This is a genomic window from Ruegeria sp. AG7, from assembly GCF_056541545.1.
In genome coordinates this window covers 1-15,599 of the sequence record NZ_JBQFYP010000007.1, presented here as the reverse complement: position 1 = coordinate 15,599, position 15,599 = coordinate 1, and the positions used below count along the sequence as shown (strand labels likewise).

Genomic DNA, 15,599 nt, shown 5'->3' with positions numbered 1-15,599 from the left:
AGGGTCGTCGCCAGAACGAATACGTTCACAACTGGGAGTAACCATATGAAAAAGCTGCTTACTGCAACTGCAGCAACTGCATTGCTGGCCGGCGCAGCCATGGCCGAAGATGTCAAACTGGGGATTTTGATCGGCTTTACCGGCCCGATTGAATCGCTTGCCCCCGCCATGGGATCGGGTGCCGAGCTGGCAATCGCCGAAGTCAACGAATCCGGAAAGTTCATGAACGGTGCCAGCGTGGCTGGCGTACGTGCCGATACCGGCTGTATCGACAACGGTCTGTCCACCTCGAACGGCGAGCGTATGATCGCTGACGGTGTTGCAGGCATCATCGGCGGCGACTGTTCGGGTGTAACCGGCGCGATTCTGCAAAACGTTGCCATTCCTAACGGCATGGTCATGATCTCGCCTTCGGCGACCTCGCCCGGCCTGTCAACCATGGAGGACAATGGCCTGTTCTTCCGCACCGCGCCGTCGGATGCGCGCGAAGGTCAAGTTATGGCTGATATCCTTAAGGATCGCGGCATCAACTCGATCGCGCTGACCTATACCAACAACGACTATGGCAAAGGTCTGGCCGATGCGATCCAGACGTCCTTCGAAGCGGTTGGCGGCGAAGTGACCATCGTTACGGCGCACGAAGACGGCAAGGCCGACTATTCGGCTGAAGTTGGCGCGCTGGCCTCGGCCGGTGGCGACATTCTGGTTGTCGCAGGTTATCTGGACCAGGGTGGTCTGGGCATCATCCAGTCGTCGCTGGACAGCGGTGCGTTTGACACCTTTGGTCTGCCCGGCGGCATGATCGGTGACTCGCTGCCCGCAAATGTCGGCCCCGACCTGAACGGCTCGTTCGGTCAGATCGCCGGGTCCGGTGGTGAAGGTGCAGAAAAGTACTTTGCACTGGCCGAAGCAGCCGGGTTTGACGGCTCGTCGCCCTATTCGCCCGAATCCTATGACGCGGCAGCGCTGTTCATGTTCGCCATGCAAGCCGCCGGTTCGACCAACCCGGCAGATTACGCGGGCAAAGTAATGGACGTCGCCAACGCACCGGGTGAAAAGATTTATCCGGGTGAACTGGCCAAAGGTCTGGAACTGCTGGCCGCCGGTCAGGACATCGATTATGTCGGCGCGTCCGGTGTTGAGTTGATCGGCCCCGGCGAAAGCGCAGGATCGTACCGCGAGATCGAAGTGACCGACGGCGAAAACAAGACCGTCAACTTCCGTTGATCCCGCATATCAAGCCATAAAATCAGACAGCCCGGGCCTTGTGTCCGGGCTGTTTCAATGACAAAAGGCTGCACCTCGTTTCACGGGGACAAGGCAAGGGGATACCATGATCGTCGTCGAGGACGTGCATAAGCATTTCGGCGGATTTCACGCGGTGGATGGGGCGTCGCTGGAAATCCAAAAAGGGTCGATCACCGGCCTGATCGGGCCCAACGGGGCCGGAAAAACCACTCTTTTCAACGTGATCGCCGGTGTTCTGCCTCCGACCAGCGGCAAGGTGGTCATGGATGGTGAAGATATCACCGGCCTGCCCCCGCATGAGCTGTTTCACAAGGGTTTGCTGCGCACGTTCCAGATCGCGCATGAATTCTCGTCGATGACCTGCCGCGAAAACCTGATGATGGTGCCCGGTGCGCAATCCGGTGAGGCGCTGTGGAATACCTGGTTCGGGCGCAAGCGCATCGCTGATGAAGAGCGCGCGCTGAAAGCCAAGGCAGACGAGGTGCTGGAATTCCTGACCATCGAACATCTGGCCGATCACAAGGCCGGTCAGGTATCGGGCGGTCAAAAGAAACTTCTGGAACTTGGACGCACCATGATGGTGGACGCCAAGATCGTATTTCTGGACGAGGTCGGAGCTGGCGTGAACCGCACCCTGCTGATGACCATCGCTGATACGATCTTGCGCCTGAACAAAGAGCGTGGTTATACGTTCGTCGTTATCGAGCACGACATGGATTTCATCGGCAAGATCTGCGACCCGGTCATCTGCATGGCCGAAGGCAAGGTTTTGGCCGAGGGCACTCTGGATGAGATCAAGGCAAACGAGCACGTGATCGAAGCCTATCTTGGCACCGGCCTCAAAAACAAAGACAAGCTGGAGGCCCAGACATGACCGCTGGCATGAGCGACAACCCCTATCAGGACGACAAGGGCAACAAGGACGCATCAATTACCAACACGCAAGGTATCGGTACAATGACGCCTGCCCGTCGTAAAAGCGGTGCAACACACCGCGTTGAAGGCGGCCCGTTTCTGATCGGTGACACCATGACTGGCGGCTATGGCAAAGGCCCGGATATCCTGCACGACTGTACCATTGCCGTGGATAAGGGTGAGATCGCCGTTATCGTCGGCCCCAACGGTGCGGGCAAGTCAACGGCGATGAAAGCCGTGTTTGGGATGCTGGATGTGCGCGCCGGCTCAGTGCGTCTGGATGGCGAGGATATCACCAGCCTCACCCCACAAGACCGCGTGATCCGCGGTATGGGCTTTGTTCCTCAGACGTCGAACATTTTCACCTCGATGACTGTCGAGGAAAATCTGGAAATGGGTGCCTTCATTCGGCGCGACGATTTCTCGGACACGATGGAGCAGGTCTATGACCTGTTCCCGATCCTGCGCGACAAACGCAACCAGCCCGCCGGTGAGCTTTCTGGCGGTCAGCGCCAGCAGGTTGCCGTGGGTCGCGCGCTGATGACGCAACCCAAGGTCCTGATGCTGGACGAGCCCACCGCAGGTGTCTCACCCATCGTGATGGATGAGCTTTTTGACCGCATCATCGAGGTCGCACGCACTGGCCTGCCGATCCTGATGGTTGAACAAAACGCCCGCCAAGCACTTGAAATCGCTGACAAAGGATATGTTCTGGTTCAAGGTCGAAATGCCTATACCGGGACAGGTAAGGAATTGCTGGCTGATCCGGAAGTGCGGAAGAGTTTCTTGGGCGGGTGAGAATGAAGTACCTTGCCAAATTCCTTGCGGTTTCCACCTTCTTTTTTGTGCCCGGAAACGGGTTCGCAGAAATTCTGCATTTGAAGGCGAACGGTGTCGAGATGCACTGTATCGCAAAACACGATTGCAACCCACCTCTTGATTGCGGTGGCGATGATTTCAATGACTGCAAACAACGCAAGGGGTATTGCAAAGACTCCTGAGCTTCGCATTTCAGCCTCTTAAGGCGGAAGATACTAACGATCAAAAACCGTATGGCATGTTCGCGTTTGCTGGTCATGAAAAGTTCGTTTTAACGGGCGCAAAGATTGCTCTGGAAAACCAACAGGACGTAGTTTTGGTTTTGCTGAAGGGTCAACCGCCTTTGGATGAATTTGAGAACTGGAACGTCATGTTGTCAGATAACGGACGAATTAGTGTTCACGTGAAACTTACGAGCGGCATACCGTCTGTGGCTTCTTATCGTGGCGCTTGTCAGGTGCCCAATTAATGGGCTTCCTCACTCTTCCCGTTGTTTTTTGAGCCAACGGGCTAAGACTGAGCATGTGTTTCGCCCACGCTCAAATTATTCCGCCATCCCAAGATTTCCACGCGTCGGCTGCAATCCGGTCACATTGTGCGTTTAGCGCCGGGCGCTGTGAAGGAAACGGTTTCCCGGACAAACAAATCTGATTCCGAGAAATCAAGCGAACCTTCTGAATGAAAAACTCTATTCAGGACCCAAAAATGAAAAAATGGATATGGGTGGCCGTCGCCACTTTGTGCACGAACGCTGCAATTGCGGAAGAACGCCACTTTGTCTGCGTCTCAGACCGCGACGGCAGTGAAGTGCGCCTCAAACGGGCGTCGGAAGGAGACAAGGGCATCATCGAAACCGCAAGTGTTTCTGGCGACGCGATGGTCTTCAAAGGCGTTGGCAACATGACGTTTGTCTATATCCAGGGCGATGAGGTCATGACCTTTGTTGTGAACTATGACGACATGACCTTTGATCTTTCGGTCAAAGGCCCCAACGCGGGGACTGATCGCGGCGCTTGTACTGAAACAAACGCCTGAGCCCCTTCCGACCATCTCGACCACGCACCGGAATTGACCGGTGCGTGACTGAGCCGGGCTTGATGTGGAAAGTCCGTCCTTCTTGAAAGCTTTTCTAGGGTTTTTTCGCTACCAGCAGGAAAATATGACGATAAACCGCGTGCAAAACATTGTGCCCGCGCAGACCGTTATGCCATAAGGTCGCACCCGGACAGTGAGAAGAAATAATGGACTTACTCAACGCGCTTGTTGCGCTTGCCAACTTTGTCATCGTGCCTGCGATTGCCTATGGCAGTCAGTTGGCATTGGGGGCGCTTGGCGTGACCCTGATCTACGGCATCCTGCGGTTTTCGAACTTTGCCCATGGTGACACCATGGCCTTTGGCGCGATGATCGCTGTGCTTGTCACCTGGGGCTTACAGGCCGCTGGTGTCAGCTTTGGGCCGTTGCCGACTGCCCTGCTCGCCCTGCCCTTTGCCATCCTTGGCTGCATCATGCTGGTGTTGGTTACAGACAGACTGGTCTACCGCTTTTACCGCGAACAAAAGGCCAAGCCGGTTATCCTTGTGATCGTTTCAATGGGTGTAATGTTCATCATGAACGGTCTGGTGCGCTTTATCATCGGGCCGGATGACCAAAAGTTCTCGGACGGTGCAAGATTCTTGATATCCGCGCGGGACTTCAAGTCCATGACGGGCCTTCAGGAGGGTCTGGCCATCAAGACCTCGCAAGGGATCACCCTGATAGTGGCCGTTATTGCCGTGGCCTTGTTGTTCTGGTTCCTCAACAAAACACGAACCGGAAAATCGATGCGCGCCTATTCCGACAACGAGGATCTGGCACTTTTGTCCGGTATCAACCCTGAACGTGTTGTGATGATCACCTGGATCATCGTAGCCGCCTTGGCGACCACAGCGGGTGTTCTTTATGGGCTGGACAAAAGCTTTAAACCCTTCGTCTACTTCCAGCTTCTGCTTCCGATATTCGCTTCGGCCATCGTGGGTGGCCTTGGTAACCCACTGGGCGCAATTGCAGGCGGGTTCATCATCGCGTTTTCCGAAGTGACGATCACCTATGCCTGGAAAAAAGTACTGACCTATGTGGCCCCCGAAAACCTGGAGCCGTCCGGATTGGTTCAGCTCCTGTCCACCGATTACAAATTCGCTGTCAGCTTTGTCATCCTGCTGATCGTGCTTCTGTTTAAGCCCACGGGCCTGTTCAAGGGAAAAGCAGTATGACCGAATCTGTCAAAAACACTCTGCTTTTCATAGCAGTTGGCAGCCTCATTCTGCTGACCGGTTTCACGCAAAGCTGGAACACCGCCGTTCTGATCCTGAACATGGGGCTGATCTCGGCCATCATGGCGATCGGTGTGAACCTGCAATGGGGCTTCGCGGGCCTGTTCAACGTGGGGGTCATGGGCTTCGTAGCGCTGGGCGGTCTGGCCGTGGTGCTAGTATCAACAGCGCCTACCCCGGGTGCCTGGGGCGCAGGCGGCTATGGTATCGTTCTGTCCTTGCTACTGGGGGCTGCCACTGTTGTTGCAGCCGTACTGGTGGCAACGAGAATGCCCAAAGGCCGGGTGCAGACGCTGACAATAATCACTGTCCTTATCGTCGGCTTTTTCCTCTACCGGGCCGTGTTCGACCCCAATGTTGCCGCAGTTGAAGCCATTGACCCGGCGATCGCCGGTAACATCGGTGGACTGAACCTGCCCGTTCTGCTAGCCTGGCCTGCCGGAGGTCTGCTGGCTGCCGGGGCGGCGTGGCTGATTGGCAAAACCGCGCTTGGGCTGCGGTCAGATTATCTGGCGATTGCCACGCTGGGTATCGCCGAGATTATCATCGCCGTCATGAAAAACGAGGACTGGCTGGCCCGCGGCGTGAAGAACGTCTATGGCATCCCGCGCCCCTCGCCGGTTGTCGGGTATGAAGTTGACTTGCAGCAAGATCCGGCTTTTCTTGCCCGCGCCGAATGGCTGGGGCTGGATCCGGTCACTGCGTCCACCCTTTCGGTGAAACTAGGGTATTCGCTGCTGTTCATGCTGGTCCTTCTGGCGCTGCTGTGGATGGCGCAGATGGCGCTGAAAAGCCCGTGGGGCCGCATGATGCGCGCAATCCGCGACAATGAAGTTGCAGCCGAAGCAATGGGCAAGGACGTCACCCGTCGCCACTTGCAGATTTTCGTATTAGGGTCGGCCATTTGCGGCATCGCTGGCGCGATGATGACCACCCTGGACGGACAGCTGACACCGGGCACCTACAATCCGTTGCGCTTTACCTTCCTGGTTTGGGTCATGGTGATCGTTGGTGGTTCCGGCAACAACTTCGGAGCCGTTCTGGGCGCGTTCCTGATTTGGTTCTTGTGGGTTCAGGTCGAGCCGATTGGCTTGTGGTTGATGAGTGTGATCACCGCAGGCTTACCGGATGGCAGCGCGCTGAAGTCACATCTTATTGATAGTGCCGCACATATGCGCCTTTTCACGATGGGCCTGATCCTGTTGATTGTTCTCAGATTCAGCCCAAGGGGTCTGATCCCCGAGAAATAGACCGACGCCACGTTCCAATACACAAAACCGCGCCACTAATCTGGCGCGGTTTCTTGATTCTTAAGGTTTTTCTGAATAAACGGACCCACCACAGTGTTTCTGATTTGCGGCAGGTTGCTGGCACTCACCCTCGCCTATGCCGTTTCAATCGACCAACAAGACGAGTAGACAAGAGTAGAAAATGAAAGCACCACATCTGAAATCACTCATTCTGTTTCCGGCTATTGCGGTTGTAGTATCCGCATGCGTTCCCAGCCCCGAAGATCTTGAGACGACGCCGGTCAAGGTACAGACTCCTAAAGGTGTTGTGACCTGCCAGCTCTATCGTCAGGATCGTGTGACCTGGGACCGCGCAATCGACTTCCCAGCCACAAAGATGTCTGTCCCCGAGGCTGACGCCTATTGCCGTCAGGAAGGCCAACGCCGACTGAAGTAAACGCGACAGCGCCCCCAACGGGCGCTGCGTTCTTACCTGTTGCGGAACAAACCGCCGAGGATACCGCGCACGATCCGGCGCCCGGTAGTGCCTTTAAGCTCTTTGATCACCGCTTCGGTCATCGCTGTGGCAAAGGTGTCCTGCTTGCGCTCAACCCGGGATGAGGACCGGCCAACCCGGCTGCCCGAATATCTGCGGGCCGAAGAGTATTCGCGTTCGATCGGCGATTGCGCTTCAAAAACTTCGTCGGATTCGGCCAGTTCTGCGGCATTGGCCGCAGCTTGGGCCCGCGCCTGAAGAATCTCGAAGGCAGATTTTCGATCTATGTTCTTGTCGTATTTCCCCGCCATTGGGGAAACTGCTAGAATGTCCCGGCGTTCGGCATCTGAAATTGGCCCCAGCTGAGATCCCGGCGGGCGAATAAGCGTGCGCTCGACCACGCCCGGAACACCTTTCTTTTGCAGCATGGAAGTAACGGCTTCCCCCACGCCGACTTCGCGAATTGCCGTTTCCGTGTCAAAAGTCGGATTCTCGCGATAGGTTTCAGCGGCCAGCCTCAGGTTCTTTCGGTCCCGCGCCGTGAATGCCCTTAATGCGTGCTGAATACGGTTGCCCAGCTGTCCAAGAGTATCTTCCGGGATATCGGCGGGACTCTGAGTAATGAAGTATACCCCCACCCCCTTTGAACGGATCAGGCGGGCGACCTGTTCGACCTTGTCCACCAGTACCTTTGGCGCATCGTCAAACAGCAGATGGGCCTCATCAAAAAAGAACACCAGCTTTGGTTTTTCAGGGTCTCCGACCTCTGGCAGCTCTTCGAACAGTTCACTCAACAGCCATAACAGAAACGTTGCATAAAGTCTTGGGGCGGCCATCAGTTGGTCTGACGCCAGAATGTTCACCATCCCCTGCCCGTTTTCGTCTGTTCGCATCAGATCGGCCAGATCCAGCGCCGGTTCTCCAAACAGCTTTGTACCGCCCTGATTCTCGAGGACCAGCAGACGTCGCTGAATCGCACCGATCGAGGATGTAGATACATTGCCGTATCGCAATGACAGTTGCGCCCGATTCTCTCCGATCCAGACCAGCAGCGCCTGTAGGTCCTTAAGGTCCAGCAACGGCATCCCTTCTTCGTCGGCCACGCGGAATGCGATATTCAGGATGCCTTCCTGCGCCTCACTCAACTCCAGTAACCGCGATAGTAACAGCGGGCCCATTTCCGTCACTGTCGTGCGCACGGGATGGCCCTGTTGGCCAAACAGATCCCAGAATGTCACTGGGCAGGCAGAATAGGCAAAATCATCGAACCCGATCCGACCAGCCCGGTCTTGGAACGCCTGATGCAGTTTGTGCGTCTCGCTGCCCGGAAGGGCCAGCCCAGACAGGTCCCCTTTCACATCCGAGAGGAAAACTGGGACACCCGCCTGAGAAAACCCTTCTGCAAGAATCTGCAATGTCACAGTCTTGCCGGTACCAGTTGCCCCGGCAATCAACCCATGGCGGTTCGCATATTTCAACGCCAGTTCCTGCGGCTGGCCATAGTTTTCACCGCCACCGCCCAAAAAGATATTCGTGCCCATTAACATTGCCTTATTGTTCACCGATCCGCCGCCAGCATACAAAGTTAACCTTTGACTGCGATAGTCTATTTGCCTTGCATTGCGGGGCAGACTTCCTCCCTGTCGACTGGCCGTGCCTGCTGGCACGGCCCTTTTGGTTCGGCCACTGGATTATTATTCTGGCGCATAGATTAAAAATTGAGGATAGCTGTTGACCCGTGTGCGCCCCTTACGTAGGGTTTGCGCATAAATAAGTCGGCCAGTCCGACGGGGAGAAACTTATGGGGAAGGGAGCTGGTCGAACAGCTCCCTTTTTCTAATCTCCGAAGGTGCGGTTCCAGCCCTCAGGCAAGAATCCGTTCACCTTCGCAAAGGCTGTTCTGTTAGTGCCTGACACTGGTTCAGAAGAGTGTTAAACGAAGCAAAAAGATCAATCATCAACCCGAGGCATTCATGTTCAAGAAAATCCTTTCGTTCAACACGGTCGCCGCCGTTCTGCTGTCCGGAGCAGCGTATGCACAAGACACAACCTCAACCGCGCCAGACGCTGGTCTGGACCTAGGTCAGGAAGGACCCCGGGTCGGAGAACAGTTCATAAAGGAAGAATTCGGCGATTGGGACGTATCCTGTATCAAGGCACAGGAAGGCGAGGATCCTTGTGCCATCGTTCAGGTTCTGGAAGGCAACAATGGTGATCCGATCGCAGAAGTATCGATCGGGAAACTGCCGGAAGGTGGTGCCGCCGTTGCTTGGGCAAACGTCATCGTACCCCTGGAAACACTGCTGCAAGCGCAACTGGCCCTGTCAATCGATGGCGCTCCGCGTAAATTGTACAACTATCACCAATGCGTTCCCGTGGGCTGCATCGCGCAATTGGGTCTTAGCCAAGGGGATATCGATGCGATGAAAGCTGGCACTAAAGCGACGTTTTCGCTGGTTCCAGCCCGTTTCCCGGATCAAGTTCTTGAAATGGACATGTCGCTCTCCGGCTTCACATCAGGCTTTGACGCTCTGAACGTCAACACAAACTAAGAAAAAACATCCGTGGAAGCCGCCGTACTATTAACGGCGGCTTATTCACTAAACCCGCTTCAGGGCCAGTACGGCATTTAACCCACCAAAGGCGAATGCGTTGCTGAGAGCGACGTCGACCTTTGCCTCCCGCGCTTCGTTCGGTACGACGTCCAACGCGCATTCCGGGTCCGGTTCCTCATATCCGATCGTCGGTGCAATGACACCGTCCCGCAGCGCCATGATACAGGCCAGCAGCTCAACCGCGCCGGTCCCGCCAATCAGGTGACCGTGCATGGATTTCGTGGACGAGATCATCAGATCGTCGGCGTGTGGGCCAAATACGTCGGCCACAGCCGCGCATTCGGTTTTGTCATTTGCAGCCGTTCCGGTGCCATGCGCGTTGATATAGCCCACATCTTTTGCGTTCAGCTTCGCATCGGCCAAGGCACCAGCCATGGCACGCGCGGCCCCTTGTTTGCTGGGCATCACAATGTCCGAGGCATCCGATGACATGGCAAAGCCGACAACTTCGCACAGAATTTCGGCACCTCGGGCCCGGGCGTGTTCGTATTCTTCAAAAACAAAGACGCCTGCCCCTTCACCCTGCACCATTCCGTTGCGGTTGGCACTGAACGGGCGGCATGCGTCTTTCGACATCACGCGCAACCCTTCCCAGGCTTTGACACCGCCGAAACACAGCATGGATTCCGAGCCCCCCGTTACCATGACCGGAGCCACGCCACTACGCACCATCTGAAAAGCCTGAGCCATCGCATGATTTGACGACGCACATGCTGTCGAGACCGTGAAACTTGGGCCCTTCAGGTTGTGTTCCATGGAAACGTGGCTTGCGGCAGCATTGTTCATGAGTTTTGGAACGACAAAGGGATGTACCCTGTTTTTTCCATCCTCATAAACCGAACGGTAATTGTCATCCCAAGTCGAAACACCACCGCCCGCAGTCCCCAGAACAACACCTGATCTGGCTGCAAGTTCGCCATGAAACTCGATACCCGACTGCTCAATCGCCTCTTTGGCTGCCGTCAGGGTGAATTGGGTGAAGCGGTCGTACAGCGACATCTGCTGTCGGTTGAACCGCCCTTCTGCCTCGAACCCCCGGACCTGTCCGCCGATCTTGATGGCCAACCGGTCGACATCCCGAAATTCCAGATCGGAAATACCACAACGACCTTCGCGCATGGCTTCCAGCGTGTCAGGGACCGAATGGCCCAGCGAATTGATCGTACCCGCTCCGGTTATGACAACGCGTTTCATGAGCGTTTGTCAGACCTTTTCCGACACAAGCTTTTCGATCCCAGAGATGATCGCAGCCACATTCGAGATATCAAAATCACTGGCCTCGGGTTCGTTGGCATTGAAAGGAATCGAAATGTCGAACTCTTCCTCGATGGCAAATATGCTTTCGACCAGTCCAAGGCTGTCGATACCCAGATCTTCCAGCGTGCTTTCGGGCGTTACATCCGATGGCTCCAGAACGGCTTGCTCTGCAATGATCGCGATGACGCGGTCGCTGATGCTCATGTCGATCCCCTGATTATCAGTTTGAGGTTGATTTAATCGCTCGGGGTCTGTTTGAAAACAGCCTTTTTGAGTGCCTCGACGTCGCGGGCCATGCGGGGCAAGCGTCGTTGCGCCTTGTAGATATCCGTATGCGTTTCCATTTTGACGCCGGGATACCCCATGATCACGCGGCCGGCGGGAACATTGGACAGTATCTTGGTGCCGCCTCCGGCAATAACCCCGTCCCCGATGAATATGTTGTCGACAACGCCGGTCTGACCGCCCAGAACCACGTTGTTTCCGATCTCAACCGATCCCGACACACCAGTCTGACCGCACAGCAGGCAGTCCTGACCGACGCGAGTGTTGTGCCCGACATGGACCAGATTATCCAACTTGGATCCGTTGCCGATACAAGTGTTTCGGATCGTGCCATTATCGATTGTACAATTCGCGCCGACTTCGACGTCATCACCGATTTCCACCGCACCCAACGAATGAATGCGCAGCCAGCTCTGTGCTTTGGCCTCACCCTGATCGCCCATTGTCTTGCGTACATTTTCGACGCCCGAGACTTCGGGTGTTACGAAGCTAAACCCGTCCCCTCCGATCCGGGCACCGGGTTGCGCGATAAAGCGATCTCCGATCCGCGCCCGTGCGCCAATGCTGACCATTTCGCGCAACACCGCCTGGTCGCCCAATATGGCGTCCATTCCCACCACGCACTGTGCCCCTATGACAGAGCCTGCGCCGATCCGGGCGCGCGCGCCCACAACAACCAACGGACCAATCGCCACATCCGGACCGATTTCAGCGGTCGGGTCGATCACGGCCGAGGGGTGAATCCCGGGTTCAACTCCCTGCCCCCGATCCAGCATGGCCGTGATGCCAGCCATGGCCATGCGGGGACGTTTGACAAAGATCGCGGCACGCAATCCCATCGCCTGCCAGTCGGCCCCTTCCCAAAGGACAGCCGCACGTGCGGCTCCGTTGGCAAGCGCCTCGGCATATTTCGGAGACATAGCCATCGCCAAATCTGTCGGACCTGCGTCGCCCGGTTCGGCGGCGCGCACGATCGTCAGGCCGCCATCGCCCTGACATTCTGCCCCCAGAGACTCGGCGATCTGTTGTACGGTAAACTGCATGGCGGGCTTCCTTTTGGCAGGATTTGCCCTGTGCTTACCCCTGAACGTCCGGCAGGGCCACCCCTGCCTTTTGCAAGGCTTCCCAAATCTTGCCGTCCCGCCCATAAACATCGCGGCGATACTGCACTTCGCCTTTGGGCCCGATATAGGCCGTGCGATAAATCAGATGCACCGGAACTTTCTGCTCCAGATTGACTTTGGTTTCTTTTCCGGTGTTCAGAACGCGATGGAAGAATGCCTTTGGATCTTCCTCCTGTTTGGCCAGCAAGGCGTAAGCAAATTCAAAGGGCTGGGCCAAGCGGATACACCCATGTGAAAAGGCCCGAACCTCACGCGAGAACAGGTTTTTCTGTGGAGTATCATGCAGATAGATGTTGTGCTTATTGGGGAACATGAACTTCACCAGACCCAGCGCATTGCTTTGGCTGGGCGGTTGGCGCATTGCGAAAGGAAAATTTCTGGTCGTAAACTGGGTAAAATCCACCGCACTCCGATCGACTTGCCTGCCGCTTCTGTCAGTTATCAGAATATGGCCCACGGCATTCGGGTTTGATTGCAGCTTCGGCAGGTATTCCTTGGTCACGATCGAGCGGGGAACATGCCAACTTGGGTTAATCACCATATGCTCCATCTCATCCGAAAACTCCGGACTTCTGCGATCATGAGCATTTTTACCGATGACTGCGCGGGTTTCAAAAGTGACTTGCCCGTCGTCCACGATCTTGGCTGAGAAATCGGCTTGGTTCACAAGGATATGACGCGTACCTCGTTCCCGAGGCAGCCAGCGTTCGCGTTCCAACGCAACGTAAACGGCTTTCAACCGGTCTGTGGCTGGACGGTTAATCTCGGCAATCGTCCCCTTGCCCGCCACGCCATCGGGTTCAAGCCCATGCGCTGTTTGAAAGGTGCGTACACCTTCCAACAACGCGTTGTCGAAAGACGGGCTGGCGGATGGTTTCATGTAACCCATCACCACCAGACGGTCGCGCAGCTTGACAACATTCGGTCCGGTATCACCGTATTCCAGCTTGTTTTCGGGCACTGTTGGCCCCCATCCGCCCTGGAACACCAGTTTTTCCAGAACCAGCTTCTGCTTCATCAGCGCGCGGTATTGATGTGTTTGCGGTGACAGGGCTGCAAAGTAGGCCGCGCCCTGAGTGTTTATTCCCTGCAAATGCTCGGCCGCGCTGCGACGATCTACGGATCGAACCAGCCCCTCATCGACACTGCTGGGCCGGATTATGCCTGCGTAAAGCGCGTCGGCGTATTCGACAAAGATACGGCTCAGCTCTGCTTCAACAGCACCGAGATCGCGCACCGAACGGGCCTTTTCCATCTTCTCCATCACGGCGGCAACAGTCGGCTCGGCCTGTGGCAGGCCATGCAGATGCGCATTCGTAAGCGCATTGATCAGCGCCGCCCGGCGCCGTGTGTGTTCGGGCGTATCACCCACCCAAACTGGCGAAAACCCGTTCGCCCGGTAGAATTCGACCAATTGCGGCGCCTGCGGCGTATGTTCAGAAATCGCCATCTGAAACGCAGTCCCTGGCACCGCTTCAGGCGACGTATTGGCGACAGATGCAGTAGCCACGAAACACGCGGCAAACAGGATGCTGGTACTGGTGCGGAGAACGGAAAGCATAGGATGGCCTTGAAATTCAATAGCTTGAACTGGTGATTGATACGTCGCACGATTATGCAGTCGCGTCAGAACGCTTGTCCACTCACGAAATCCTTACCAATTCGCTTCTTCGTGGGCCTGATGCGCGTTTGCATCGGCAGGGTGACCCAAAGCCCACAACTGCGAAATTTTCGTGATTCGCTGTGACATATGCGCAAAAAACTGCCGAAATTTCCCCCTTGAAAAGGTGCAATTGAAACACTTCTTGGCCGTCGATTCCGATTGTGCCATACATTCCGCATCTGGGATGGGAATAATTAAGACAGTGCACGTAACATCGTGTGCAGGCAGGAACAGTACGGGACGAAACTAAAATGACAGAGAGCAGTTCCTCGGGCTTGACCCGGCGTGCCCTATTGGGAGCGTTTGCAGCAACGGCAGTCGTAGCAGCACCCACCTACTCCAACGCAGCAGGCTTTTTACGCGGTGGCGGCGATATTCGTCGCATTCGTATGTATTCCGGTCGCACTGGCGAACGGTTGGATATGATCTATTGGGTCGATGGTAAGTATATCAAGGACGCTGTCAAAGAAGTGAACAACTTCATGCGTGATTGGCGCACAGATCAGGTAAAATCCATCGATTTGCGCACGATTGATATCATGGCGGCATCACACAACCTGCTGGATGTCAACGAACCCTATATGCTGTTGTCAGGCTATCGCTCTCCTCAGACCAACGCAATGCTGCGCTCCCGGTCGCGCCGTGTGGCGCGCAATTCGCTTCATATGGAAGGGCAAGCAGCTGATCTGCGCCTTGCCTCCCGCTCGGTTTCACAGATGGCCAAGGCAGCGATGTCGTGCCGCGCAGGCGGAGTTGGTCAGTATTATGGATCGAACTTCGTACACATGGATTGTGGCGTGGTTCGCACCTGGCGCGGGTAACACCCGGACGCTTTTGGTCTGTTCAGAACTTATACTGACTGTATCTTCCGGTCGGTTTTCTCGTAGTCGTAGCGATTGGCGGCAGAGCCGCCAAGTCTGCTAATTTGCTATTCTCGGCACCTGACAGAATATCTCTCCCTCAAGCACTGCAACTCAGCTATGATTATTAGCTTGCGAGCCGTTGCAATGACTGCACAATCAATGCGCTAAGCAAGCCAAATGACAAGCCCACTGTTCAGGGCTTCCGAATTCAATCCGACGTTGAATACAGCGTGGCGCACCTGAGAGGATTACTCTTCTATTCTTGCAGTATTATTTCTAATATTTTTCAGTCACTTAAATCAATGCAAAAATATCTTGTGTCACTCTTTGTGTCACCTTCATTTGGTAAATAAACACACGACCCAACAATCTCTTGGTTTTCCAAACGACTTGCATTGCCCCGGTCATGTGTCTTTTGGCTTAACGAACTCAACAATTGTCACTGGTATCGGAACTGCTTCTCTCGGCCTCTGCCCTTCCGGCGTTTCTTTTCTGGTCAACTTGTCACACTCAGCGCTCGCTGCTTCGATAGCCTCGATCATTTGAGCAGCCTCATCTGACTGGTCCGATTTGATTGTTAGTGCATCATCGGCCTGTGATCCATCGGGATGATGGTTTCGGGCGCTGGCGGGCGATAGCCCAGTGCACTGTGGGGGCGTTTTGTGTTGTACAACTGAACGCCAGTACACCCACGTTACCGACCGGCGCGAGGTTCTTTATCCATGGCATCCTTGGTTTGGCCGGTCGGTTTATGTCCATGAGGTGATAGATAA

Annotated in this window: 14 protein-coding genes and 1 pseudogene; 9 read left to right on the top strand and 6 right to left on the bottom strand. The window is 55.5% G+C overall.

Annotated features, from left to right (window positions below; all coding sequences use genetic code 11):
* Positions 1 to 45 precede the first annotated feature (45 nt).
* The 7 genes from ACR0BF_RS10940 to ACR0BF_RS10910 all read left to right on the top strand — a co-directional run bounded on the left by ACR0BF_RS10940 (position 46) and on the right by ACR0BF_RS10910 (position 6,980).
* Positions 46 to 1,227 carry an ABC transporter substrate-binding protein gene (locus ACR0BF_RS10940; RefSeq protein WP_209503916.1) on the top strand — a complete coding sequence of 394 codons (1,182 nt, stop codon included), beginning with the start codon at positions 46 to 48 and terminating at the stop codon, positions 1,225 to 1,227.
* A gap of 106 nt (positions 1,228 to 1,333) precedes the next feature.
* Positions 1,334 to 2,122: an ABC transporter ATP-binding protein gene (locus ACR0BF_RS10935; RefSeq protein ID WP_209596275.1), complete on the top strand. Its 789-nt coding sequence runs from the start codon at positions 1,334 to 1,336 to the stop codon at positions 2,120 to 2,122.
* A gap of 8 nt (positions 2,123 to 2,130) precedes the next feature.
* Positions 2,131 to 2,961: an ABC transporter ATP-binding protein gene (locus ACR0BF_RS10930; RefSeq protein ID WP_480476739.1), complete on the top strand. Its 831-nt coding sequence runs from the start codon at positions 2,131 to 2,133 to the stop codon at positions 2,959 to 2,961.
* Between the two features lie 726 nt (positions 2,962 to 3,687).
* Positions 3,688 to 4,017, top strand: a complete 330-nt coding sequence (locus tag ACR0BF_RS10925; protein ID WP_480517042.1) for a hypothetical protein — start codon at positions 3,688 to 3,690, stop codon at positions 4,015 to 4,017.
* Between the two features lie 206 nt (positions 4,018 to 4,223).
* Positions 4,224 to 5,234, top strand: a complete 1,011-nt coding sequence (locus tag ACR0BF_RS10920; RefSeq protein WP_480517044.1) for a branched-chain amino acid ABC transporter permease — start codon at positions 4,224 to 4,226, stop codon at positions 5,232 to 5,234.
* On the top strand, positions 5,231 to 6,544 hold the full coding sequence (locus ACR0BF_RS10915) for a branched-chain amino acid ABC transporter permease (RefSeq protein WP_480553521.1): 1,314 nt from the start codon (positions 5,231 to 5,233) through the stop codon (positions 6,542 to 6,544). The genes ACR0BF_RS10920 and ACR0BF_RS10915 overlap by 4 nt, the downstream gene beginning before the upstream one ends.
* A gap of 181 nt (positions 6,545 to 6,725) precedes the next feature.
* Positions 6,726 to 6,980: a hypothetical protein gene (locus tag ACR0BF_RS10910; RefSeq protein ID WP_480472799.1), complete on the top strand. Its 255-nt coding sequence runs from the start codon at positions 6,726 to 6,728 to the stop codon at positions 6,978 to 6,980.
* A gap of 32 nt (positions 6,981 to 7,012) precedes the next feature.
* On the opposite strand, the gene ACR0BF_RS10905 is transcribed toward ACR0BF_RS10910, so the two are convergent.
* Entirely contained in the window at positions 7,013 to 8,560 is a 1,548-nt protein-coding gene (locus ACR0BF_RS10905; RefSeq protein WP_480624898.1) for a helicase HerA-like domain-containing protein, read from the bottom strand.
* 432 nt (positions 8,561 to 8,992) lie between these two features.
* Here ACR0BF_RS10905 and ACR0BF_RS10900 point away from each other — a divergent pair, with 432 nt between their 5' ends.
* Positions 8,993 to 9,571: an invasion associated locus B family protein gene (locus ACR0BF_RS10900; RefSeq protein ID WP_480624897.1), complete on the top strand. Its 579-nt coding sequence runs from the start codon at positions 8,993 to 8,995 to the stop codon at positions 9,569 to 9,571.
* A 48-nt stretch (positions 9,572 to 9,619) separates the two neighbouring features.
* On the opposite strand, the gene ACR0BF_RS10895 is transcribed toward ACR0BF_RS10900, so the two are convergent.
* The 4 genes from ACR0BF_RS10895 to ACR0BF_RS10880 are packed head-to-tail and all read right to left on the bottom strand — an operon-like array spanning position 9,620 to position 13,861.
* Positions 9,620 to 10,828, bottom strand: coding sequence for a beta-ketoacyl-[acyl-carrier-protein] synthase family protein (locus ACR0BF_RS10895; protein ID WP_480624896.1), 1,209 nt, complete (start codon positions 10,826 to 10,828; stop codon positions 9,620 to 9,622).
* 9 nt (positions 10,829 to 10,837) lie between these two features.
* Entirely contained in the window at positions 10,838 to 11,095 is a 258-nt protein-coding gene (locus tag ACR0BF_RS10890) for an acyl carrier protein (RefSeq protein ID WP_480472807.1), read from the bottom strand.
* A gap of 32 nt (positions 11,096 to 11,127) precedes the next feature.
* Positions 11,128 to 12,219: a UDP-3-O-(3-hydroxymyristoyl)glucosamine N-acyltransferase gene (locus ACR0BF_RS10885; protein ID WP_480493140.1), complete on the bottom strand. Its 1,092-nt coding sequence runs from the start codon at positions 12,217 to 12,219 to the stop codon at positions 11,128 to 11,130.
* Between the two features lie 34 nt (positions 12,220 to 12,253).
* Complete coding sequence (locus ACR0BF_RS10880; RefSeq protein WP_480624895.1) at positions 12,254 to 13,861, bottom strand: L,D-transpeptidase family protein; 1,608 nt, start codon at positions 13,859 to 13,861, stop codon at positions 12,254 to 12,256.
* Positions 13,862 to 14,214: 353 nt separating this feature from the next.
* On the opposite strand from ACR0BF_RS10880, the gene mepK reads away from it, so the two are divergent.
* On the top strand, positions 14,215 to 14,784 hold the full coding sequence (gene mepK, locus ACR0BF_RS10875) for a peptidoglycan L,D-endopeptidase MepK (protein WP_480472813.1): 570 nt from the start codon (positions 14,215 to 14,217) through the stop codon (positions 14,782 to 14,784).
* 619 nt (positions 14,785 to 15,403) lie between these two features.
* On the opposite strand, the pseudogene ACR0BF_RS10870 reads toward mepK, so the two are convergent.
* A pseudogene (locus tag ACR0BF_RS10870) lies at positions 15,404 to 15,505 on the bottom strand (integrase core domain-containing protein); the annotation flags it as partial.
* Between the last annotated feature and the right edge of the window lie 94 nt (positions 15,506 to 15,599).